The organism is Paraburkholderia caledonica NBRC 102488 (assembly GCF_000685095.1).
GTDB lineage: Bacteria > Pseudomonadota > Gammaproteobacteria > Burkholderiales > Burkholderiaceae > Paraburkholderia > Paraburkholderia caledonica.
Genome location: NZ_BAYE01000024.1, coordinates 47,964 through 71,662, shown reverse-complemented (window position 1 = coordinate 71,662; position 23,699 = coordinate 47,964). Strand labels below are relative to the sequence as shown.

The window sequence follows — 23,699 nt, the reverse complement described above, 5'->3', positions numbered from 1 at the left end:
CGTGTTCGCGCCGATCACGAATAGACGGCAACCCGCGATCGGTATATAACAACGTGAAAGGATCGCTCGTTTACCGCTTCAAACGGAGAGACGCTTCATCATGACGCAAGACGTAACGCCTACGCCGCCCACCGGCGACCGGCCCAATCTGGAAAACCTCGACGCAGCGCTCAGTCACGTGGATCAGCAGGTATCGTCCGGCAGCATTGCGTCAGGTGCTGCAAAGGGGATTCTGTACAGCCTGATCGAAACGCTCGGCGCGTTTGTCGGCGATCCGGACTTGCCCGAACACGCGCGTTCGGGATATGAAGGGCTGCTAGAAGCTGCGCGGGAACTGCGCGCGAAGCTGGAACACTGAACGTTGGTTGGGCCTTGACGCTTGCCATCAGCAATTGGCGTTTAGCGTTTTACGCCTAACCCTTAACGACAGCGATCCCTCCTCGCGCCTCGTCGCCAAGCCAGGTGCTGGCCGAGTCGCCGTCTGTGATAAAAAGGCGCACTGTCCTCAACATTGCGCCTTTTTCATGTTCTCTGCGTCCATTACCGCGTTGTTCGCCGCCGGCATTGTCGTCGTGCTGATAACGCCGGGGCCTACTAATACATTGCTTGCGTCGGCAGGTTTGCGCCAAGGCCTGAAGCGGTCGCTACCGCTTATCGCCGCTGAGCTTGTCGGCTACCTGGTTTCTATTTCCGTCTGGGGACGGTTTCTCGCGCAAGCCGCGCATGCGCTGCCATGGCTGCCCGCGTTGCTGCGCGTGGCGGCGGGTTTGTACATCGCGTGGCTGGCCATAGATATGTGGCGCGCGGCCGTCGCGCTACCCGACTCGACGCCGCGCGCAAGCGGCATGCGCCCGCTGTTCATTGCGACGCTGCTCAACCCCAAAGCCTTGCTGTTCGCGGGCACCATTTTTCCGGCCGCTGCTTTCGCGCATTGGCCCGCTTATCTCTCGGCCATGCTGATCTTCGTGTGCCTGCTCGTGCCGATTGCGCTCGCATGGATCGCTTTCGGCGCGGCGCTGGGCAGCGGCAAGCTGCGTTGGCTCGATCCGGCGAAAATCCAGCGCGGCGCGTCGATCCTGCTCGGCGTCTTTTCGCTGTCGCTTGCATGGTCGGCGCTGCATTGACTGCACAGGACGGCGGCGCGCCTACTGTTCGACGCACTCATCCACGCTCAATGCATTCAGCCATTCCGGCGCCGCCCATGTGATTTGCAGTTGCGGCGTGCCGTGCCAATCCGCGCACCGTTGCAACGCGCGACGCAGGTCGCCGGCGAGTCGAGCGCTGGGGCGCACGCCCGCTTCCATATGCACGGACTTCAATTCGAAAATGCCCTGCGCGCGGTGCGCCTTCGCATCGACGCGGCCTACCAGCCGCCCGCGGCTCAGTAGCGGCAGCACGAAGTAACCGTATTTGCGCTTCGCCGCCGGCGTATAACACTCGATTGCATAGTCGAAGTCGAACAGCGCGGCGGCGCGCTTGCGGTCCCATACCACAGGGTCGAACGGCGAGAGTACCGTCGTCACCGTCGAGGCGAGTTTGCCGCTCGCGGCGTCGTCGAGCATGGGCGCGAGGTCGCGGTGCACGAACGTGTCCTGCTTCCAGCCGACCACTTGCACGGGAATCAATTCACCGCGCTCCGCAAGCGCATGGAGCTCGTCGCGATACGGGCGGCGCGGCAGACGGTAATAATCCGCCACCCAGTCGGCCCGCGCGACGCCGAGCGCCCGGCAAGTGCGGCGCAGCAGTTCATCGGCGACGACATCCGAAGGTGGCAGATCGCGTGCGTCGTTCCAGTCCGGCAAGACGCGTTCGGTGACGTCGTAGACGCGCTGAAAATTGCGCCGCTCGGCCACCATGAGTTGCCCGATGGCGAAGAGCACTTCCAGATGGCGCTTTTCCGGCTTCCAGTCCCACCAGCCGTTGCCCTTGCCCGACTCGCGAGCGAAATCCGCCGAGCGCACCGGGCCCGTGGCGCGAATGTGCGCCAGTAGTTTCTCAATGTCTTCGCGATGTTTGTTGTGCCAGTCGGCCGCGTACTTCCAGCCCATGCCGCTCGGGTCCAGCATGCGATGACGCAGCAGGCCGTAGTCTTCGATCGGCACAAAACACGCTTCATGCGACCAGTACTCGAACAGCTTGCCTTCGGCAAGATATTCGTCGAGCCATTGCTGCGCATAGGCGCCGAGCCGGCTGAAGAGCACGAGATAAGGGCTACGCGCGACAACGTGAATCGTGTCGATCTGCAATTGCGCCATGCGGCGGATCGCGTCGAGCACGTCGGCTTTCACGGCCTTGCGGCGCGGCGGTGTCAGCAGACCTTGTGCGGCCAGATGCAGCGTGCGGGCGGCGGAAAGCGGAAGAGTCTTCACGCGGAGATTGTTCAGTGAGTGACTGCGATGAGAAGGCGCGAGCCTGACCTGAATCAGCAGACGCTACTGTAGCGTGAATGCAAAGCGGAGGTTGATGCACACGCGCTGCGCATGAACAGTGGTGTGGCGGACGAAGCGGCAGATGAGTCGTGAACTGGCCGTGGCTGAGCTCGCGGAGCGCGGCCAGGTCTCCACCTCCGCGGCACGCGCGGGCAAAAGCTACCAGCCGCGCCCGTGATGCTTGTCCCAGCCGCGATGACGGCCATGATCGTGATGCCAGCGGTGGCCCCGGTAATAGTCGTCGCGATAGCCGTAACCGTAGACGGGCTGAGGCGCATAGACGACTGGCGGCGGGGCGTACATCACTGGGGGCGCGGCGTAGATTGGGCCCGGCGTGTTGACGAACACACCCACGTCGACGCGAGCAGAAGCGGCAGTCGATGCGCAGGCGGCGGCAAGTCCGAAGGCGGCGAAGAAGATCGCGCGTTTGTTCATGCTTTTCTCCTGTGTCCCAGCAAGACGATTGCTGTTTCCAACGATCGGCCATTCACTGTCGAATGGCTGACATGGATATTACGAGACAGAAAGAAAAGCAGGTGCAACGAGTTGAAGGCGTGTGTAACAGAGCATTACCCGGCAGCGTGGTCAGCGGCTTTTGCTATGGTCCGCCCGTGTACGTGCGGCGGTCCTCGCCGAGGGTCAAGCTCAAGCCACGGATGCGACCGCTTCGCCCGCTGAAACCGCCAGTATCTGGTGAATCTGCGCGACCACCGCCGCGCCTTCGCCGACCGCCGCCGCCACGCGCTTGGTCGAGCCCGCGCGCGCGTCGCCGATCGCATACACGCCCTTCACGGTCGTTGCGAGATCGCATGCCGACGCGCCGTCCGCGCTGGTGCCGGTCAGCACAAAGCCCTTTTCGTCGAGTTCGACGCCGCAGGTGCGCAGCCAGTCGGTGTTCGGGTCCGCCCCGGTGAACAGGAACAGATGCCGCGTGTCGATGTGGTCGGTGCCATCGGGCAAGGGCTTTTTCAGAGCGACCGACGCAAGCCCGCTTTCGTCCGCGACAAGCCGGCCGATCTCCGAATTCGGATGCACGACGACGTTCGGCAGCGAGCGGATGCGGTCGATCAGATAGCGCGACATAGTGGCTTCGAAGCCGCTGCGCCGGATCAGCACGTGGACCTTCGCTGCATGCGTCGCCAGATAGACGATCGCCTGGCCGGCCGAATTGCCGCCGCCCACGAGCACGACTTCCTGGCGCTTGCATAGCTTCGCCTCGACAGGCGACGCCCAGTAGTACACGCCGCGTCCGTCGAAACGGTCGAGTCCTTCGAGCGCGGGGCGTCGGTACACCGCACCGCTCGCGATGACGATCGTGCGCGCGCTGATATGACCGCCGCACTTCAGTTCGAGCCGGTACGGCGCTTCCCCGCAATGCAGCGCTTTTACGTGGACGGGAATCGCCACGTGCGCGCCGAATTTCTGCGCCTGAACGAACGCCCGTCCGGCCAACGCTTGACCCGAAATGCCGGTCGGAAAGCCGAGGTAGTTTTCGATTCGGGAGCTTGCACCGGCCTGGCCGCCCGGCGCGCGGCTATCGAGCACGATGACCGAGAGTCCTTCGGACGCCGCATACACGGCCGTGGCGAGCCCGGCCGGTCCCGCGCCCACGATCGCGACGTCATAGACCAGCGAGGCGTCCAGATCTGGCAGCAAGCCGAGCGAGGTCGCCAGTTCCGGCATGCTCGGATGACGCAGCACCGAGCCGTCCGGACAGATGACGAGCGGCATGTCTTCCTGCTGCGCGCCGAATTGCTCGACGAGACGCAACGCGTCCTCGTCGCATTCGTCGATCGTAGAATGCGGATGACCGTTGCGCGACAGAAAGCCTTGCAACATCACGAGGCGCGCGTCGGTGCTGCTGCCGATCAGGATCGGGCCGCCCGCGCCTTTTTCGATCAGCGACACGCGCCGCAGAATCAGCGCGCGCATGATGCGCTCGCCCAATTCGGCTTCGGCCACGAGCAGTGCGCGCAGCTTCTCCGGCGGAATGAGCAACGCTCGCACCGCGCTAAGCGCCATGCCGTTGACGAGCGCGTGGCGTCCCGACAATTGGCCCACTTCGGCGAGGAAATGCCCCGGCCCGTGTTCGCCGATCACGACTTCACGGCCGATGCCGTCGCGTTGATAGACCTTCACGCGCCCTTCGAGCAGCACGAACATGCCAGGACCGGTGTGGCCGGTCTCGAACAGCAGTTCGCCCGCTTCCCAGTGGCTCGGTTCGCCGAACCGGCGCACGCGATCGATCTCCGCTGCGGTGAGCGCGGGGAACATCTGATGCATGCGCGTGGACAGATTCGAAAACGGCGCGTCGGCGACTACCGCTTCGGATTGTGTTTCGGGTTCTGAAACGGAAAGCATTGAACCGCTCCTTCAGTGTTCATTGATTGACTGAACGAAGGCGCAACGGCGCGCACGCAAAAGCGCGCAAGCGGAAGCGCCGCGGCGTCAAACCGCTTTCGGCGCGATGTGCTCGACTGCGGCCTCGGGCGGCGGCATGCCGGGCAAGGCCTCGACGGGCCTGCCGGAGTCGCGCCAGGCTTCCATGCCGCCGCGCAACGGCAGCACGTCGTCGAAGCCTGCTTCGTTCAACTGCTTGGCCATCCATGCGGCCGAAATTTCATTGGGACACGAACAGTAAATCACGAGCTTCTGGTCGCGCGGATACGTGGCGACGATCTGATCGAGCTGCCGCTCGTCGGCGAATTGCGAGCCCGGGATTACAAACGGATCGAGCTTGCGCTTCTCGTGCGAACGGATGTCGAACAGCACCGGCGTCTTGCCCGCCTCGACCAGCGTGGCGAGCTCGTCGACTTCCATGCGAGCCGACGCCAGCTTGTTGATCAGCTGACGACGCCGAATCCAACGATACGCCGCATACAACAGCAATAGCGCAATAGCGACGGCCCCCGCGGTGCGGCCGAGGCGCCCTGCGGCGGCGAACACCATGTCGATCTGATGCGCGAACAACGCGCCGACGATCAGCCCCGTGCCCGACCACAACGCGGCACCAATGCTGTCGTAGGTGAGGAACGTGCGATACCGGGTGCCCATTGCGCCGGCCATTGGAATAGACACGATCGACAGGCCAGGAACGAACTTGGCGACGGCCAGCACGCGCACGCCCCAGCGCCCGAAAAACCGCTCGGTTTTTTTCACGCACGTGTCACGCGACAGCGACAGGCGGCAGATGGTTTTTAGCGTGTTGCCGCCGTACAGACGGCCGGCCAGATACCACGCGCTGTCGCCGATCAGCGTTGCGAAGATGGACAGCACGAGTACCGGCAGCAGTTGCGTGCCGACGGAGCCGGGATGCATGGCGGCCATTGCGCCGAACAACACGAGCGACGGCATAGCGGGTACCGGCAGGCCGATAGAGGCGGCCAGCACGTTGGCAAAAATGAGCGCCGGTCCGTATTGCTCGACGAGATCATGTAGCATCGACTTACATCCGCGGCCTTTTCAGGCACGGCGCAGTAGGGAAGCAAAGGAGAATGGAGCGATTATGGACCATTTTCAAGGCGTGCAAAGCCCTTGAAAAACCCCGGTTATTCGGGGTTGGAAGCGTTACCGCCGCGCCTTCGGTCCGCGCGCCGCGCGCGCTGTGAATCTCAACCAGCGAGAGCCGAACAAAATGAAAGACGATTGAATCTCGCGCAGCCTGAACAGAGGTGGCGCGCGAAGATGCCGGTAATGGTGCGCGGCGCCTGCAGTGCCGCGCTTTCTATGCGCATGCGGCGATCACGCTGACGCGCTGCGCCGCGCGATTACGTTATTGACGATGATTGTGCTGCTCGCCCGGCAACTCGGCGCCGTGCGCGCGGATTGCCGCGATCAGCTCGGCCGGCGTGATTTCATAGCGTACTTCCCGATGTATGCCGGGCTTGCGCTCATCGACCTCGACCAGAAGGATGCCTTTGCCGTCTTCTGTCGACTCGAGGCGCAGCGAACGCAGTTCGCGCCCGGTTGCGTCGTCGTATTCGGTGAGCAGGGCCATTGACCCGGAGGACCCGGTAGTGCGCATCGAAGTTGTCCTTAGTCGTTGTTGATCGAACCATTGTACGGGCAGCATGACGCGCCGTCTGTCGCGCAATGTTCACGCTTCGGCGATTGACCGATGCGTGCGCCTGCTTGCCCGAACGCCGCCGTGTACCTAAGCCCGCGGGCCGCGAGCCGGGTGCGTGCAGTGGCGTTCACCTGTGGCAATGAGTTTAACGCGACTCGTTGCGACGACGGGCGCATTTTTCGTGCCCCGTGGCGGTGCAGTTCTTCTCGTGCAGTGTCATGCTGCTGACGCGCAGTATGGTTATGCATCCCGAGAGGTCAGCGCATGTGCGATCGGCAAAAACGCCCGAAGCAGTGCTCGGTATGACGCGCTCGCCACACCATAAGTGACGTCCTGCCGTCGCTCCACTACAACGGTTGGTTGCGAGTGTCGCGCATGCGCTCCAGTTCCAGCATCTCCGAGGCGCGCAACGGCGCATCGCCGTCGAGAAAGAACTCGTCCAGTTGAGGAGGTGTCGCGGCGGAGCCGCTCAACATCGCATGAACCTGCCCGCGATGATGGATCTGATGCACGAAGAGATGAGGCAGCACCTTGCCGATGCTCTCCCGTTGAACGCCGACCGACGGACCGCGGTCGATCTCCACCTCGCGGTGCAAGCCGCTGCCCGTCAGCGACTCGCAAAAGGCCAGCAGGTCGCTATCGCTTCGCGCCTGGGCGTCCCACAGCTGAGTCGCGCGTGGATAGGGCAGTTCGTCGTCGAAAATCGTGAGGCCCTGGCCGCCGCCCACAAGCGCGTCGTAGTAGTAACGGTCCACCAGCAAAATGTGATTCAACGTGAGTTGCAACGAAGGAAAGAAGCTCACCCTGCGCGCGGCGAATGCTTCGTCGGTCAAGCTCAGGCACGCGCGGTAAAGGCGCAGGTTCGACCATGCGTTGTTGCGCGCCATGGCAGTCAGATGCAAAGACAACGGATCGCGTGAAGCGGCGCCTCGCGAGTTGGACTCGATCATCTGTGTCTCCGTCGATACGAGCGGCATGAATCTGCGAGCAAGAAGGCGCGCATCGATGCGTGCGCTCCAACAGCATAGATCGCGCGAAAAAAAACGGCCCGTCTGTTTGGGACGGGCCGCTCAACGCCGTTGTTACTCGGGTCAGTCTGTCCATACATCCATTGGGCAGCGACGCATGCATGGTGAGGCGTCAATATCCCGCTGTCGAGGTAGGAGTAATGCCGATCCATCGGATCAATGCGACTTCAATGCAACCTCGATGCGGCATCAATGGACAACCGGGACCGCCTCGTCATGAGCATCGCGCTGTGCATGCGCAAGCGTCACTGCAGATGCTGGCTCGTGCGCAGCATTAGCGGGCGCGCGCTGACGCGTGCGAGCAACAATGCGCGATGCAGGCGCCGTGTCCGCAACCGTGAACAGACGTACTGCCTCGCTTAGCACGTCCGCCTGCGCGGCGAGACGCTGTGCCGTGGCCGCCGCCTGCTCGACGAGCGCGGCGTTCTGCTGGGTCGCGCCATCGAGATGCGAAACGGCCTGATTCACCTGGCGAATGCCCTCGGCCTGTTCGCTGCTCGCGTTCGCCACTTCCACGATGATCGACGACACCCGCTCGACCGCTTCGTCGATTGCACGCATTTGAGAGGTGGTGCGCGCTACCAGGTCGGTGCCCGCCGCGACTTCCGCCGCGCTTGCCTCGACCACGGATTTGATCTCCTTCGACGACGCCGCGCAACGTTGCGCAAGCATCCGCACCTCGCCCGCGACCACGGCGAATGAGCGGCCTGCTTCGCCCGCGCGCGCCGCTTCGACGGCGGCGTTCAGCGCCAGAATGTTGGTCTGGAAAGCGATACCGTCGATCACGCCGGTTATGTCGGCAATGCGCCGCGATGCGGCCGTGATGGCCGCCATGGTCTGCTCGACCTGGCCGGCGATCTTGCCGCCTTCGGCCGCCGCGGCCTGCGCGTCTTTCGCGAGGTCGAGCGCGCGCACGCTGGCGTCGGCGTTCGCTTGCACGGTGGTGGTCAGCTCTTCCATCGTGGCGGCGGTTTCTTCGAGCGAGGCGGCCTGCAGTTCCGTACGGCGAGCGAGGTCCACGTTGCCGCTCGAAATCTCCCGCGCGTTATCGAGCATGCCGTTGATCTGCTCGCGCACGTCATGGACGATCGCGGCCAGGTTGGCCCTCAACTGAGTCAATGCTTGCAGCACATCGCCCAGGTCGTCGTGACGCGCGATCTCCAGATCGACAGTCAGATCTCCTGCGGCGAGCCGGGTCGCGAATCCGCTCATGTCGCGCACCGGCGCAGCCACATGCCGCGCGAGCAGACACCATGAAACCAGACTGAAGGCACTAGCCACGCCGAACGCGATCCAGAACGGCGTTGGCGGCGCGCCTTGCCAGGCCGCGAGGCCGGCCGCCGCGAGCGCGAGCGGCGTGAGCGCATAGCCGAAAGCGGCGCGCGTCGCCACGGGCAGACGCGTCAGTGCTTGCAGCCGACCAGCCAAGCCCGTGCGCACGATCATGCCGCGACGCAGCTTTATTCCGCGCGCCTCGCCCGTGCGCATGCGGGAGTACAACGCTTCGGCAGCGCGCACGGCGTCGCGCGCCGGCTTCACTCGCACACTGAGGTAGCCCACCACGGCGCCTTTCTTGACCACCGGCGTGACGTTCGCATGAACCCAATAGTGGTCGCCGTTCTTGCGGCGGTTCTTGACGAGCGCAGTCCACGGGCGTCCATCGCGAATCGTTGCCCACATGTCCGCGAACGCTTCGCGCGGCATGTCCGGATGACGGATCAGATTGTGCGGCTGGCCAACGAGCTCTTCATGGGTATAGCCGGACACGGCGATAAAAGCCGGATTGCAATATTCGATGCGGCCGGTCAGGTCGGTCGCGGAAACAAGCATTTGCGACGACGGGAATTCGTACTCTTGCCCGGTGACAGGCTGGTTATTGCGCATGACTTTCCTTGCTGGTGCTTACCCCGCACAGTGCGCGGTCTTACAGTGTTGCAAGGAATATCGGCATGAAGTGCGGGCGCCTTGAGGGTTTCCCACTAATCCACTCAGGTTTCAGCCCGTGGCGCCGTTAATACAGGGTTCGCGAACGCCTTGACGGCAGACCGCGTTAAAAGTGCCGGATGCATCGCGCGACACCGTCAAAGTGACTACACTGCGCCGGTACAGGCCAGCAGACGCAGTCCGCTAAAGATCGCAATGGTCTGCCTGCGCGAACCGCACGCACGTGATCTGATGCAGAAAATCCTTGATCGTAGTCAAGAGCCACTCGAATACGCGTTCGCGTCGCTCGCGAAGACTGCGAAGCGCCAGCAACGGGTCTATCTCGCGACAATCGGCATCATTGATGCTGATGGTGGCTGTTTTTGCGCACTTGAAAAACGATCTGCCGCGGCTACTCGCCATTGTCGATGAAGAAGACCGGCAGGCGTTGGCCGGCTGGGCGCATAGCGCGAGCGGCGCGTTCGAGATCGTGCAGGAGCCGAAGTTCGTTGAAGAGTGCAGGCAGTTACAGCGGCTGTGCGACGACAGCGAAAGCTGGACGACCGAAATGGACGAGCGCGCCGTGTCGTTGCACGAGGCTCTGTGCGATCACTACGGCGTCGACGAGCCGTCGACGCATTGACCGCATTGACCACGCACGCCGTTGTCGATCAGCCCGGCCGTCGTGCGATGAAGTCGATTTCCACCAGTGCGTCGCGCGCCAGCGCGGTCACGCCGATGCAGGTACGCGCCGGCAGCGCGTCGGCGGGAAAGTACACGCGGTAGATTTCGTTCATCGCGGCGTAATCGCGCTTGAACTCCGTCAGGAAAATGCGTGCGGCGACCACGTGTTGCAGGCCGAGATCAAGACCCTTGAGAACCAGCACGAGGTTGTCCATCACGCGACGGGTCTGCGCGACTACGCCTTCGGGAAGCGGTGCGGCGTCGTCGGTGGGGGAGGTCGGCATCTGGCCCGTGAGGAAAACCCAGCCGTCGGCTTCAGTGGCGTGGGAAAACGGGCCGACCGGCGTAGGAGCGCCGGGAATCATCCAGAAAGCGGGGGTTGAGCTCATGGGGAATGCCGGTCATGGCTTCGAATGTCAGGCTGACAAGATAACCGATCAAAACTCACGATGCCGGCAAGGCGGCCGGCATCGTCCCCTGCAAGCCCGCGCTTAAACGAGCCCGGTCGTGTAATAAACGGCGATCACGAAGAAAACAGCCAGCGTCTTGATGACCGTCACCGCGAAGATGTCGCGATAGGACTGACGATGCGTCAATCCGGTCACCGCCAGCAGCGTGATGACCGCGCCGTTGTGCGGCAGCGTGTCCATGCCGCCGCTTGCCATTGCTACTACGCGGTGCAGCACTTCCATCGGAATATGCGCAGCCTCCGCGCCCTTGATGAACACGTCCGACATGGCCGCGAGCGCGATGCTCATACCGCCGGACGCAGAACCCGTAATGCCCGCCAGCGAACTGACCGACACGGCTGCGTTGACGAGCGGGTTCGGAATGCTTTTCAGCGCGTCGCTCACCACGAGGAAACCCGGCAATGCGGCGATGACACCGCCGAAGCCATATTCGGAAGCGGTATTCAGCGACGCCAGCAGCGCGCCGGCCACTGCCGCCTTGGTGCCGACCGCAAAGCGCTCGCGCACCCGGCCGAACGCTGTCAGCACGACCATGACGATGCCGAGCAGCAGCGCGCCTTCGACAGCCCAGATCGCCACGACCGTTTTGATCGTCGTGGTGAGCGGCGCGTGGACGCCCGGCAGGATGTCCGGCGCGATGGTGTACGAAGCGCCGTACGCCGTGGGAATCCAGCGAGTCAGCACGAAGTTCGCCACGCCGACCAGCACCAGCGGCGCGACCGCGAGCAACGGATGCGGCAGTTGCTTCGACTCGACGCGTTCCGGTTCGTTGACGAGTTCCGTGCCATAGCCTTCGCCGGTTGCCATCGCGGCGCGGCGGCGCCATTCGAGATAGCTGAGGCCCACCACGATAATGAACAGCGAGCCGATCACGCCCAGCGCGGGCGCGGCCCACGAGGTCGTCTTGAAGAACGTCGTCGGAATGATGTTCTGGATTTGCGGCGTGCCGGGCAGCGAGTCCATCGTGAACGAGAACGCGCCCAGTGCAATGGCGCCAGGCATCAGGCGCTTTGGAATATTGCTCTGGCGATACAGCTCAGCAGCAAACGGATAGACCGCGAACACCACCACGAACAGCGATACGCCGCCGTAGGTAAGCAGCGCGCACACAGCGACGATGACGGCGTTCGCGCGCGAGCGGCCAATGTAGCGAATCGCGGCGGCCACGATCGACTCCGAGAAACCGGATAGTTCGATCACCTTGCCAAAGACGGCGCCCAGCAGGAATACGGGGAAGTAAAGCTTGACGAAGCCGACCATCTTCTCCATGAAGATGCCGGTGAAAACCGGTGCAACGGCGGCCGGATCGACCAGAAGGACGGCGCCAAGTGCGGCGATAGGAGCGAAGAGAATGACGCTGTAGCCGCGATACGCGGCGAACATCAGAAACGCCAGCGCGGCAAGGACGATGACAAAGGACATTGAGTCTCCAGAAGCTTGGTTTGTTCTACGTGTACGCCGTCTCAGCTAGACACGGCACGGCGCCCGCGAATGCAGGTTCCATGCCATGCGCCCGATAACGGCTCGCGCGCCGATGCGCGGGGCCGAAGCGGACGAAACCATGAGACGTGTTGCCGCAGATTGTACCTAAACGTCTCCAAACAGGGACGTAAATTGCTCCATGCATACTGGCGTCACGGCGGGGCCGTTGTTGTGCAGGCTTGTGGGCGATCTCTTAGATGAGATAAGCTTGTCCACAAATTGAGACAAGCGACTAATAGAACGATAGCCGGAGACAGCTACAACATGATGAACGACTGGGCGGGGCTCCCCGCCACCTATAGCGACGTCCTGCGTCGCGCGATGGATTCGCTGTTCCGCACTTTCGAGAACTTCAGCGAAGGCACGTTCATTGTCGACGCCGAGGCGCGCGTAGTCTGGATCAACAAGCGTTACGCGGCGCGGTTCGGCTTTGCGGATCCCGAGCAGGCGATCGGCCGGGATTGCGAAGCGGTGATCCCAAACAGCCTGATGCGCGAAGTCGTGAAGACGGGCAAGCCGATTCTGCTCGACATTCTGGAAACGGATCGTGAGCCGCTCGTCGTCACGCGCCTGCCGCTGAAAGACGACGCAGGCGAAACAGTGGGCGCCGTCGGTTTCGCGCTGTTTGACGAACTGAAGGCGCTCACACCGCTTTTTTCGCACTATTCGCGCGTCCAGGAAGAATTGATCGCGACGCGCAAGTCGCTTGCGCAGGCGCGCCGGGCCAAGTACACCTTCGGCAGTTTTGTCGGCACGAGCGCGGCCAGCCTGGAGGTCAAGCGCCAGGCGCGCCGTGCGGCGCAACTCGAATCGCCGGTTCTTTTGCTTGGGGAGACCGGCACCGGCAAGGAACTGCTCGCGCATGCAATCCACGGCGGCTCGGCGCGCGCAAACCAGCCGCTCGTGACGGTGAACGTGGCGGCGATTCCGGACACGTTGCTCGAAGTCGAGTTCTTCGGCGCGGCGCCCGGCGCGTACACGGGCGCGGATCGCAAGGGCCGCGTCGGCAAGTTCGAGCTGGCGAACGGCGGCACGCTTTTCCTCGACGAAATCGGCGATATGCCGCTGCCCTTGCAGGGCAAGCTGCTTCGAGTTTTGCAGGACAAGGAGTTCGAGCCGCTCGGTTCGAACCGGATCGTGCGGGCCGACGTGCGGATCATCGCGGCGACCTCTGCCGATTTGCCCGCGCTCGTCGCGGCGGGACGTTTCCGCGCGGACTTGTTCTATCGGCTGAACGTATTGACGATCCACGCACCGCCCTTGCGCGAGCGCGCTTCAGACATTGAAGCGCTCGCCTACGCAATGCTCGAGGACCTGTCGACGCAGGCGCGCGGCGGCAGTCACTACGAACTGCAGGACGATGCATTGCGCTTACTGTGCGCCTACGCATGGCCGGGCAACGTGCGCGAATTGCGCAATACGCTTGAGCGGGCCGTGATGTTGTCTGACAGCGAGCGGATCGATGCGCGCGCGCTTGCGCCGTTCGTCGGTTCGGGGCAGGGCGGCGCACTCAGCGCGATACAAGGCGCGCCGCACGCCCAGCCGCCGGCTGTGGCCGAACCGGGGAATCCGGCGATGCAGCCGTCGTCGTGGAACGAGGCAATGGCGGCGTTCGAGAAGCGCTTTCTCAGCGATGCATTGCGCGCCAACGGCGGGCGCGTGGTCGACACCGCCGCGCAGATCGGCATGGGGCGCGCAACGCTCTACAAAAAGATTGCGGCGCACGGCATCGAGATTTGACAAAGCCGGCCTTCAGCGGGTCACGCAGCGCAATTGGCGCGTGGCACAATCGTGTGATCCAAAAACAAGACGTGATCGGGGTTTCACATGAACCGCAGCTTCTCTTTCTTCGCGCGCCGTGCCTGTGTGTTCGCGGTCGCTGCAGCGAGCACGGTACTGGGCGGTTGCAGCAGCAGCGCGCCGCTGTTTTTGCCCGACGGTCGCGCCACCACACTCGTTGAATGTCCAGCCGGCTCCGACTCCTGCTCGCAGCAGGCGGTCGCAGGCTGCGGCGGCGCGTTCGACACGGTTCGCCAGTCGACGAACAATGGCACGCTCAGCCTCATCTACGCCTGCCGCGCAAAGTAATAGTGCTGCGGCCGCGCCATTACGGGTGCGGACCGGAGGCAGTGTTCGACTGCCTTTGGTCCAAAAGTCTTGCCCGGGCTGCGTAGCCCAATTTGTACGCCGGTCACGCATAACTCGCTGCTCAAAATGCTTACGGCCTTTAGCGGCGAACTATTGCGCTGAGGGCGTTCTTTCAAAAGTGCACGAACGTCATAAATATATGCGTCTAATGCGTGGGAGACAAAATTGTGTCTATGCCACTCGCATATTAATCAGCGACGTTGGTTTTTATTCCTAATGGATCGACATCCATAAAAAGTCACGGTATTTTTTCGCACTGAAGCGAAGTCGGTGCGGCAGGTAACGGAACATGAAATCCCGCGGCAGTATTCTGTTTTAACAGGTTCGCCAGCGCATGCGACCAGCAGCTTTTGCCGAATAAATAGACCGCACGGCAAAAGCGAGGAAGAAGTTGCCGACTAACGGGAGTGGACGTTAGACACGGCACAGTTGCGCTTTTCATTGCGTTTCGATTGAGTCAACGAGTATTCCGGGGAAAAGAATGAATCATCACCAACTCGAAAAAGACATCCAACATCTCGAACACGTCATTTCGCACATTTCCGCCGAAGACCGCATACCGCTGTCGTATTGGCGTAATCGCATCGATTCGGTTTCCGGCTCGGTTCGCATGCCGACACAGGCCAGTCGCATCAAACGTCTTAATGCCGCACTCGCGGCATTGGAAGAGCGTCAGAAAGCCTGACCGGCACTGCGCGCTGCAAACTCGCTGCCATCTCGTTATCGTCTATAGACGACGCTTAAGCCAGGACACACCATCGACATGCAAGTAGCTGGATTTTCGTCAGCTCGGCTGACAGCCCTGACGCGCACCTTGCAGGGTTTCGTGGACCGGGGCGATGTGGCCGGCGCGGTGGCGCTCGTCTGGCGCCGCGGCGAAACCGGCTACTTCGAGGCACTCGGTCTGCGCGACGAAGCCGCGCAGTTGCCGATGGAGCGCGACACGCTGTTTCGCATCGCGTCGATGACCAAGCCGGTGACGAGCGCCGCCATTCTCATGCTGATCGAAGAGGATCGGCTGGCGCTCGACTCGCCCATCGCGCAGTGGTTGCCCGAACTGTCGTCGCCGCGCGTGTTGCGTGATCCCGGCGGTCCGCTCGATGCGACCGATCCTGTGCGGACGCCGCTGACCGTGCTCGATCTGTTGACGCATCGCGCGGGCTTCGCATACCACTTCACCGCGACCGGCCCGCTGGCACAGGCGTACGCGACGGCTTTCAACGGCGTCGATGGGCACGGCGATGTGAACGCGTGGCTCGAGCGCATCGCCCAATTGCCGCTGATGTTTCAGCCGGGCTCGCGCTGGCACTACGGCATCGCCACCGATGTGCTCGGCGCGCTGATCGCGAGAGTGAGCGGCATGCCGCTGGGGGAGTTTTTCCGCACGCGCATCTTCGAGCCGCTGGGCATGCGCGACACCGCGTTCTGGGTGCCCGAGCCGCAGCTCGCCCGTCTGGCTACCGCGTATGGCGTCGATCCGGAAACGCGGCAGCGTGTGGTCGAGGATCATGCGTCCGCGAGCCGCTGGGCCAATCCGGCGCGGTTTCAGAGCGGTGGCGGGGGGCTCGTCTCCACTGCTCAGGACTATCTGCAGTTCGCGCAGTTGCTTTTGCGGCGTGGACGTGTCGGCGATGTGCGCTTGCTGTCGCATCGTTCGGTCGATCTGATGCGCTCGAATTTTCTGACTCGCGATCAACGCCGCCTCCCGGCGTTCGGTCATGTGATGTGGGCGGGCCAGGGCTTCGGCCTCGGTTTGTCGATCGTCGACGATCCGGCGCAGCAACTCCCCCAAGGCTATCGCTCAACCGGCTCCTTCGGTTGGCCGGGTGCTTTCGGCACAAGCTGGTTCGCCGATCCGGTCGAGGACCTGATCGGCATCATGCTGATCCAGCGCCGTTCGATCGAGCCGTTTCCGATGGCAGTCGACTTCGAGCGCCGCGTGTACGATGCAATAGACGATTGAGTGCGCATGCTTCGGCGATGACCGGCCGCACTTTTAGCGCTGGACAATGAAGGGCTCTCTATCCGGCAATTTATTTGTCTGATAGCGTCCGCACTTCGGTTCGCCACAATCAACGGGAGCATTCGCGATGGCCTCATACAAGCAGTTGACCGCTCAGCTCGAAAAGCTTCACAAGGAAGTTGCGGCGGCTCGTGACAAGGAGATCGCGCAAGCGATCGCCGACATCAAACAGAAGATCGCCGAGTACGACCTGACCGCCGAAGAGCTCGGTTTCGCGAACACACGCACCGTTGCGCGCAAAGCCGCTTCGGTCGCCAAGTATCGCAACCCGAAAACCGGCGAGACCTGGAGCGGCCGCGGGCGCTCGCCTGCGTGGCTCGCGGGCAAGAATCGCGAGCGTTTTCTGATCGAAGTGTAGGGTGCGCTTCACAGGCGCCGGGTCGTCCGCATTGCTAAAGTGATGTTGCGCTTCGACTTTTCTGCACCGCTACCATTCCCCGAAAACGCTCACCTTTAGGTCAAACCTGGAGTCCACGCACTGGACCGGCTGCCCTTGGTCCACATACTTCGGTGAGCCTGGCTTCTTCACCGCGCGCACCCGAACCGAGGTGAGTGCGCACAAGGGATCGCGCCTCACCGACATGTCCGAAACGCGCGCCAGCCTTTGCTGGCGGGCGTTCCCAGGCTGTACGAAGAATCGTTTGCGGCGATGCCAACGCGGCTCTGCGTTCGCTTCGTACACGCCGACGCGCGAGCAACGCCGCGTCGTTGGTGCAGGAACCTCTTCGCGCGTGCTCACCTTTCGCCGTCGTGCGCGGCGCGACGTCGCAACTCCCGAAAACCCTCACCTTTGCGCGTGTTCCGCTTTGCTCGAACACGCCGCTCTCTTTATGCGGTCCGGACAAACCCGGAGTTGAGTTCGCCTCATACCCCGGATCAAAACTCATCGATACATGGTCGCGGATGCCGAACGCCACAATCGGTCATCCACTCAACTTGACGGAAAGACCATGAGCGTATCGACGGACAAACAGCTTTTTATTGGCGAAGGATTCGAAGGACCGGGCGTCAACCTCGCGCATATCAACGTGCTGGTCGGCCCGCGTAACGGCCCGGCGGGCCAGGCGTTCGCCACTGCGTTGGCGACGCCTTCCGCTGGTCACGCGCCGTTTGTCGTGATCGCGCGTCCGGGCGTGCCGACCAAGCCTTTGACGCTCTACGTGAACAAGGCGCAGATCGGCAGCGACTTCCATGGCAACGCAACCTGGGGCGCGTCGCAAGCCGGTATCGCGAAGGCGGTGGCCGAGTCGTTGGAGAACGGCACGCTGCCTCCGGAAGCGGAGAACGATTGGGTTGTCGTGTCCGCGAACTGGGTCAATCCAGGGACAGACGATCTCGACGCCGTCTTCGAAAACAACTACCGCGCATGCAGAAACGCGATCCTTGCCGCGATGAAAGGCTTGCCGCATCGCGACGAAGTGTTCGCCGCCGCGCGCGACGTCTCGAACCCGTTCTACACCCCCAAACAACGCTGATCGCGGCCTCGATCGAAAGCAGCCGTACCCGATCTGCAAGGAGACACCTTTCATGGAATACATTCGCCTCGGCCAATCCGGCCTGAAGGTTTCGCGTCTGTGCCTAGGCACGATGAACATGGGCACGCCCCAATGGAAGCCCTGGATTTTCGACGAGGCGCGCAGCGAGCCGATCGTTCGCCATGCGCTGGAAGCCGGCGTCAATTTCATCGACCTCGCCGATTTCTATTCGACGGGCGTCGGCGAAGAAGTCGTCGGCCGCATTCTGAAGCGCCTTGCGCGCCGCGAGGAGATTGTCGTGACGACCAAAGTCGGCTACGACATGGGCACATACCAGAACGCGGGTGGTCATTCGCGCAAGCACATCATGGACGGCATCGACGGGTCGCTTGCTCGCCTTGGGATGGATTACGTCGACATCTACATGCTGCATTTCTTCGACGTGAACACGCCGGTCGAGGAAACCATGGGCGCGCTCAACGACATCGTGCGTGCGGGCAAGGCACGCTATATCGGCGTCTCCACCATGTACACGTGGCAGTTCGCGAAGATCATGCAGGTTTGCGAGCGCAACGGCTGGCATAAGCCGATCAACATGCAGTTACAGCTGAACCTCGCATATCGCGAGGAAGAGCGCGAGATGATCCCGTATTGCAAGGATCAGGGCGTCGGTGTCTCCGTGTTCAGCCCGCTTGCGCGCGGGTTGCTAACAAGCGACGCCAACTCGACGCGCAATCAGACCGACTTTTTCACCGCGCAAATGTATGGCGATGATGTGTCGCGGCAGATTGCGGCGTCGGTGGCGCGCGTGGCCGCCCGGCGCGGCGTGTCCGCGGCGCAGATCGCCCAGGCGTGGGTGCTCAGGCACGAAGGCGTGGCGAGCATGCTCGTCGGCGCGGACACGCCGGCGCAGTTCGACAGCGCGATCGCCGCGCTCGGCACGGCGCTGTCCGACGAAGAGGTCTTCGAGCTCGAACGCAATTACACGCCGTGCGATCTGATCAACGACTACACCGCTGGCAAGCGCATCGCGCGCGAGCCGAGGCTTGCGCAAGACGCGTTCGCCGAGAAGCTGGAGAAAGCGGCATGAACGAATTTCTCCGGACAGGGCATTACATCGGCGGCGAGTGGTACGAAGGCGCAAGCACTTATCCCGTGCTCAATCCCGCGACAGGCGAAGTGATCGCGCAAGTGGCTAAGGGCGGCGCGGCGGAGGCGACGCAAGCCATTGCCGCCGCGGAACGGGCGTTTCCCGCGTGGCGCTCGTTGACGGCTAAAGAGCGCAGCGCGCGCGTCAAGCGTTGGGGCGAGTTGATGCTCGAGCATCGCGATGCGCTTGCTGCGCTATTGACCCGCGAACAAGGCAAGCCGCTCGCCGAAGCGCGTGGCGAAGTCGGCTATGCGGCGAGCTTCTTCGAATGGTTCGCCGAAGAAGCGAAGCGCGCATATGGCGACGTGATTCCGAGTCCGAATCCGAACGCGAAAATCATCGTGACGCGCGAACCGGTCGGCGTGGTCGCGGCCATCACGCCGTGGAATTTTCCACTCGCGATGATCACGCGCAAGGCGGGTCCCGCGCTGGCGGCGGGTTGCACGATGGTGCTCAAGCCCTCCGAGGAAACGCCGCTGTCCGCGTTGGCGCTGGCCGTGCTCGCAGAGAAGGCGGGCATTCCGCCGGGGGTGTTCAACGTGGTCTCCGGCGATGCCGTCGCAATTGGCGGCGCGCTCACCGAGTCCGGCGTAGTGCGCAAGCTCTCGTTCACGGGCTCCACGCGCGTGGGCAAGCTGCTCGCGAAGCAGTCGGCGGATACGTTGAAGAAGCTTTCGCTGGAGTTGGGCGGCAACGCGCCGTTCATCGTGTTCGACGACGCGGATCTCGACGCCGCCGTGCAGGGCGCAATGGCGTCCAAGTTCCGCAACACGGGACAAACCTGCGTGTGCGTCAATCGCTTCTACGTGCAGGACGGCATTTACGATGCGTTCACGCTGGCGCTCGCGCAGGCGGCGCGCACGATGCGCGTGGGCAACGCGTTGCAAGGCGACGTCGAACAAGGGCCGCTGATCAATCAGGCCGCGCTGACGAAGGTCGAGGCGCATGTGGCCGACGCGTTGCAAAAGGGCGCGAAGGTGCTGGCCGGCGCAAAGCCGCATGCGCTTGGCGGCACCTTTTATGAGCCGACGGTTCTGGTCGATGCAACCAGTTCGATGCTGATTGCGCACGAAGAGACCTTTGGACCGGTCGCCGCGTGTTTTCGCTTCAAGACCGAAGACGAAGTCGTGGCCGCGGCCAACGCGACGCCGTTCGGGCTGTCCGCGTACTTCTATACGCGCGATCTGGCGCGTGCGTGGCGGGTGGGCGAGGCGCTCGAAAGCGGCATGGTCGGCATCAACGAAGGGATTCTGTCCACCGAAGTCGCGCCGTTTGGCGGCGTCAAGCAATCGGGCCTCGGCCGCGAAGGATCGAAGTATGGGCTCGATGAATACACCGAACTCAAATACATGATGATGGGCGGCCTCGGACGCTGATCGTCGGACCTCATATGGGCGGGAGCGCATGGCGTTCTCCGCTCGAAAAAGCCAATAAATCAAGGAGACAGCGTGAGTAATCAGGATGTCCAGGCGAGCCGTCTCGGCCTCGCCCCCACTTTCCCGGCTGCGGCGCCGCCCGCGAACCGCCCCATTTCCATCGACGACGTGCCGCTGAACGCGTTCCACGTGAAGATCGCCGGCCTCACGTTCGGCGCGCACTTCACCGAAGGTTTCGCGCTCGGCACGATCGGCTACGCGCTCGCCGCGATGAATCGTCAAATGCCGCTCGACGCATTCTGGATGGGCATGATCGGCAGTTCGGCGCTGATGGGCATTTTCTTTGGAAGCCTCGTGTTCGGTTGGCTGTCGGATCGGCTCGGGCGGCAAAAGATCTTTCTGTTGAGCTTTGTCATCATCACCGTGGCCGCGTTTGCGCAGTTCTATGTGCACTCGCCTTTCGAACTCTGTTTGCTGCGCGTATTGATCGGCTTCGGCATGGGCGGCGATTTTGCGGTGGGACACGCGATTCTCGCGGAATTCTCGCCGCGTAAGCATCGCGGAACGTTGCTCGGGTCGTTTAGCGTCGTATGGACGATTGGTTACGTGGTGGCGAACGTGCTCGGCATGCATTACGCCGACGCCTCGCCCGATGCCTGGCGCTGGCTGCTCGCGTCTGCGGGCGTTCCGGCGCTGACCGTGCTGGTGTTGCGTATGGGCACGCCCGAGTCGCCGCGCTGGCTGCTCGGCAAAGGCAGGATTGCGGAGGCGAGGTCAGTCGTGCTCAAGCACTTCGGCGAGAACGTCACGCTCGACGGCGCTCAAGACCAGCACGCGCAATCGGCTGGCGGCTTCATGCGTCTCTTCGAGAAAGACCTGATTCGCCGGACTATATTCAACTGCGCGTTTTTTGTGTGCCTCGTGATTCCGTATTTCGCGGTCTACACGTTCTTGCCGACTATCCTGAAGGCGATTCATCTGAACAACGATTCAGGCGCGGATTTGCTGCTGAACGGCTTTCTCGTGCTTGGCGCGCTGATCGGTATCTGGCTCACGATCAAACTGCCGCGGCGCGTTTTTCTGATCGGCTCATTCGCGGTGACCTGCGTGTCGCTGATCGCACTCAGCTTGCTGCCGGAATCGGCGACGCTCGCCCTGATTGTCGCGTTCGGCATTTTCACGCTGACCATGTCGGCATTCTCAAACCTGGTCGGCGTGTTCCCGCCTGAGTGTTTTCCCACCGAAGTACGCGCCTGCGGCGTCGGACTAGCTATTGCTTGCAGCCGTCTCGGCTCCGCAGTGGGTACGTTTCTGTTGCCGCTCGGCATCGCCACGCTCGGCTTTCACATCACAATGTTCGTGCTCGCGGCCGTGCTGCTGGTCGGCATGATCGTTTCGATTGCCTGGGCGCCGGAGACTAAACATTTGACGTTGACCGAAGCGAGCGGCGGCTAGGACACGAAGTGTGTAGCCGGGCGGCGGCGCGGTTTCGGGGCAGGGGTAGCCGCTTCACCGCCCGGCGAACGTTTATGACAGTTGCGCCGGCCGGCCGCCCCTCGCGGGCGGCTTTCCCACGTCCGCCGTCCCGGCGTGTATCATTCGTTCCCTGCGCTGTTCTGCGCTGGCGATTATCCGTATTGTCGAACGTTCGTTCCCGACCTGTTTTCCGACGCGGCCCGGTTGCCATAGTGATGCGGGTTCCCGACCCGACTCCCGCAGTTCGACGCCGCCGCGCCACGCGTGGCAGCCCGGAGGCCACAAGCTTCCGAAGACCGCCGAACCCCTATCTGTGACCGCCAGACCCGATGTCAGTCTCCGAACTCAAACGCCGCCGCACCTTTGCGGTCATTTCCCACCCGGACGCGGGCAAAACCACGCTGACCGAAAAGCTCCTGCTGTTTTCGGGCGCGATTCAGATCGCGGGCACCGTGAAGGGCCGCAAGAGCAATCGCTACGCGACTTCCGACTGGATGGAAATCGAAAAGCAGCGCGGCATTTCTGTCGCGAGTTCGGTGATGCAGTTCGAGTACGGCGATGCGGTTATTAATCTGCTCGACACGCCGGGCCACGAAGACTTCTCCGAAGACACGTATCGCGTGCTGACCGCGGTCGATGCCGCTGTGATGGTGATCGACGGCGCGAACGGTGTCGAAGCGCAGACGCTGAAGCTGCTCGAAGTTTGCCGCAGCCGCAAGACGCCGATCGTCACCTTCATCAACAAGCTCGACCGTGAAGTGCGCGAGCCGCTCGAACTGCTCGACGAGATCGAGCAGCATCTCGGCGTCGCGGCGGTGCCGTTCACGTGGCCGATCGGCATGGGCAAGGAATTCCAGGGCGTCTACGACATCCAGCGCGATCAGGTTCGTGTGTTCCGGGCCGGCCAGGACACGGCCGGCGGCGCGGTTGAAACGCTACAAGCGTTGAGCGATGAAGAAGGCGAGCGCCGTTTCGGCCATAGCTGGACCAAGGCAAAGGAAGAGATCGATCTGATCACCGGCGCAACGCCCGATTTCGACCGCGAGCAGTTTCTTGCCGGTCAGCAATCGCCGGTGCTGTTCGGCTCGGCGATCAACAACTTCGGCGTGAAAGAAATTCTCGACGCGCTGGTCGACCTGGCACCGCCGCCGTCGATGCGCATGACGGTGCAGCGTCCGGTGATGCCGGACGAGCCGAAGTTCACCGGCGTCGTTTTCAAGGTGCAGGCGAACATGGATCTGGCGCACCGCGACCGCGTGGCGTTCATTCGTGTGTGTTCGGGACGTTTCGAGCGCGGCATGGCCGTGAAGGTGACGCGTTCGAACAAGACTTTTCGCGCGAATAACGTTGTGACGTTCCTGTCGCAGCGGCGCGAGACGGTGAGTGAGGCTTATCCGGGCGACATCATCGGTATTCCGAATCACGGCACGCTGAGCCTCGGCGATACGCTGACGGAAGGCGAGGCGCTGCAGTTCGTCGGACTACCGTTCTTCGCGCCGGAAATTTTCCAGACCGTCGAGGTGGTCGACCCAATGCGCGCAAAGCAACTGGGCGAGGCGCTCAAGCAGCTTGGCGAGGAAGGCGCGATTCAGGTTTTCCGTCCCGAAGTGGGCGGTTTGATGATTCTGGGGGCGGTTGGCCAACTGCAGTTCGAAGTCGTGTCGCACCGTCTGTCGACCGAATACAAGGTCGACGTGCGCATGGCGCCCGCGCGTTACCGCATGTCCCGCTGGGTGACATGCGACGACCCTGCGGAACTGCGCCGCTTCACCGATTCATACGCCGCACGCATCGCGCTCGATGCATCCGACGCGCCCACGTATCTGGCCTCGCATGTGTCGGAGATCGAAGTTGCGCAGAAGGCATGGCCGAAAATCGTGTTCAACGAGTTGCGCGAGCATTCGGGCGCGCCGTTCAAGAAGGCAATGTGACGAGTTGAGCCCGTCCGCCAGCGCATGTGGCTGGCTGA

The 23,699-nt window shown here is 62.7% G+C and carries 21 protein-coding genes and 1 pseudogene; 13 read left to right on the top strand and 9 right to left on the bottom strand.

Features of this window, described 5'->3' with window-relative positions; translation table 11 throughout:
* Positions 1-100: 100 nt before the first annotated feature.
* Both BCA01S_RS29535 and BCA01S_RS29530 read left to right on the top strand, forming a co-directional pair.
* The gene (locus BCA01S_RS29535) at positions 101-358 is read left to right on the top strand and encodes a hypothetical protein (RefSeq protein WP_027779993.1); all 258 of its coding nucleotides are present in this window, start codon (positions 101-103) and stop codon (positions 356-358) included.
* 166 nt (positions 359-524) lie between these two features.
* A complete protein-coding gene (locus BCA01S_RS29530) occupies positions 525-1,124 on the top strand; it encodes a LysE family translocator (protein ID WP_027779992.1) in 600 nt (199 codons plus the stop codon).
* Between the two features lie 21 nt (positions 1,125-1,145).
* Here BCA01S_RS29530 and BCA01S_RS29525 read toward each other — a convergent pair whose 3' ends face one another.
* The 7 genes from BCA01S_RS29525 to BCA01S_RS29490 form a co-directional block, all read right to left on the bottom strand.
* On the bottom strand, positions 1,146-2,369 hold the full coding sequence (locus BCA01S_RS29525) for a winged helix-turn-helix domain-containing protein (RefSeq protein ID WP_027779991.1): 1,224 nt from the start codon (positions 2,367-2,369) through the stop codon (positions 1,146-1,148).
* Positions 2,370-2,588: 219 nt separating this feature from the next.
* Positions 2,589-2,864: a hypothetical protein gene (locus BCA01S_RS29520; protein WP_020068605.1), complete on the bottom strand. Its 276-nt coding sequence runs from the start codon at positions 2,862-2,864 to the stop codon at positions 2,589-2,591.
* A gap of 210 nt (positions 2,865-3,074) precedes the next feature.
* Positions 3,075-4,790: an FAD-dependent oxidoreductase gene (locus tag BCA01S_RS29515; RefSeq protein WP_027779990.1), complete on the bottom strand. Its 1,716-nt coding sequence runs from the start codon at positions 4,788-4,790 to the stop codon at positions 3,075-3,077.
* A gap of 87 nt (positions 4,791-4,877) precedes the next feature.
* Positions 4,878-5,870 (bottom strand): DedA family protein/thiosulfate sulfurtransferase GlpE, encoded by a 993-nt coding sequence (locus BCA01S_RS29510; protein ID WP_027779989.1) that lies wholly within the window; start codon positions 5,868-5,870, stop codon positions 4,878-4,880.
* Between the two features lie 331 nt (positions 5,871-6,201).
* Entirely contained in the window at positions 6,202-6,453 is a 252-nt protein-coding gene (locus tag BCA01S_RS29500) for a hypothetical protein (protein WP_027779988.1), read from the bottom strand.
* A gap of 389 nt (positions 6,454-6,842) precedes the next feature.
* Positions 6,843-7,445 carry a DinB family protein gene (locus tag BCA01S_RS29495; RefSeq protein ID WP_027779987.1) on the bottom strand — a complete coding sequence of 201 codons (603 nt, stop codon included), beginning with the start codon at positions 7,443-7,445 and terminating at the stop codon, positions 6,843-6,845.
* 267 nt (positions 7,446-7,712) lie between these two features.
* A complete protein-coding gene (locus BCA01S_RS29490; protein ID WP_027779986.1) occupies positions 7,713-9,407 on the bottom strand; it encodes a methyl-accepting chemotaxis protein in 1,695 nt (564 codons plus the stop codon).
* Positions 9,408-9,834: 427 nt separating this feature from the next.
* Here BCA01S_RS29490 and BCA01S_RS29480 point away from each other — a divergent pair.
* Positions 9,835-10,089: pseudogene (locus tag BCA01S_RS29480) on the top strand (hypothetical protein); the annotation flags it as partial.
* Between the two features lie 28 nt (positions 10,090-10,117).
* Here BCA01S_RS29480 and BCA01S_RS29475 read toward each other — a convergent pair.
* Together BCA01S_RS29475 and BCA01S_RS29470 are read right to left on the bottom strand one after the other, a co-directional pair.
* Entirely contained in the window at positions 10,118-10,519 is a 402-nt protein-coding gene (locus BCA01S_RS29475) for a RidA family protein (RefSeq protein ID WP_027779984.1), read from the bottom strand.
* A 102-nt stretch (positions 10,520-10,621) separates the two neighbouring features.
* A complete protein-coding gene (locus BCA01S_RS29470; RefSeq protein ID WP_027779983.1) occupies positions 10,622-12,022 on the bottom strand; it encodes a GntP family permease in 1,401 nt (466 codons plus the stop codon).
* A 324-nt stretch (positions 12,023-12,346) separates the two neighbouring features.
* Here BCA01S_RS29470 and BCA01S_RS29465 point away from each other — a divergent pair, with 324 nt between their 5' ends.
* From BCA01S_RS29465 to BCA01S_RS29420, 10 genes are all read left to right on the top strand, one after another.
* A complete protein-coding gene (locus tag BCA01S_RS29465) occupies positions 12,347-13,822 on the top strand; it encodes a sigma-54 interaction domain-containing protein (RefSeq protein WP_027779982.1) in 1,476 nt (491 codons plus the stop codon).
* A gap of 87 nt (positions 13,823-13,909) precedes the next feature.
* Positions 13,910-14,170, top strand: a complete 261-nt coding sequence (locus BCA01S_RS35525) for a hypothetical protein (protein WP_042319837.1) — start codon at positions 13,910-13,912, stop codon at positions 14,168-14,170.
* 541 nt (positions 14,171-14,711) lie between these two features.
* Entirely contained in the window at positions 14,712-14,915 is a 204-nt protein-coding gene (locus BCA01S_RS29455) for a hypothetical protein (RefSeq protein ID WP_020068593.1), read from the top strand.
* Positions 14,916-14,993: 78 nt separating this feature from the next.
* Positions 14,994-16,193 (top strand): serine hydrolase domain-containing protein, encoded by a 1,200-nt coding sequence (locus BCA01S_RS29450; RefSeq protein WP_027779980.1) that lies wholly within the window; start codon positions 14,994-14,996, stop codon positions 16,191-16,193.
* Between the two features lie 127 nt (positions 16,194-16,320).
* A complete protein-coding gene (locus BCA01S_RS29445) occupies positions 16,321-16,611 on the top strand; it encodes an H-NS histone family protein (protein ID WP_027779979.1) in 291 nt (96 codons plus the stop codon).
* A gap of 592 nt (positions 16,612-17,203) precedes the next feature.
* On the top strand, positions 17,204-17,728 hold the full coding sequence (gene fae, locus BCA01S_RS29440) for a formaldehyde-activating enzyme (RefSeq protein ID WP_027779978.1): 525 nt from the start codon (positions 17,204-17,206) through the stop codon (positions 17,726-17,728).
* Between the two features lie 52 nt (positions 17,729-17,780).
* Complete coding sequence (locus BCA01S_RS29435; protein WP_027779977.1) at positions 17,781-18,818, top strand: aldo/keto reductase; 1,038 nt, start codon at positions 17,781-17,783, stop codon at positions 18,816-18,818.
* Positions 18,815-20,254, top strand: a complete 1,440-nt coding sequence (locus BCA01S_RS29430; protein ID WP_027779976.1) for an NAD-dependent succinate-semialdehyde dehydrogenase — start codon at positions 18,815-18,817, stop codon at positions 20,252-20,254. Before BCA01S_RS29435 ends, BCA01S_RS29430 begins: the two co-directional genes overlap by 4 nt.
* A 72-nt stretch (positions 20,255-20,326) precedes the next feature.
* The gene (locus tag BCA01S_RS29425) at positions 20,327-21,709 is read left to right on the top strand and encodes an MFS transporter (protein ID WP_027779975.1); all 1,383 of its coding nucleotides are present in this window, start codon (positions 20,327-20,329) and stop codon (positions 21,707-21,709) included.
* A gap of 350 nt (positions 21,710-22,059) precedes the next feature.
* The gene (locus BCA01S_RS29420) at positions 22,060-23,661 is read left to right on the top strand and encodes a peptide chain release factor 3 (RefSeq protein ID WP_020068586.1); all 1,602 of its coding nucleotides are present in this window, start codon (positions 22,060-22,062) and stop codon (positions 23,659-23,661) included.
* Positions 23,662-23,699 lie beyond the last annotated feature (38 nt).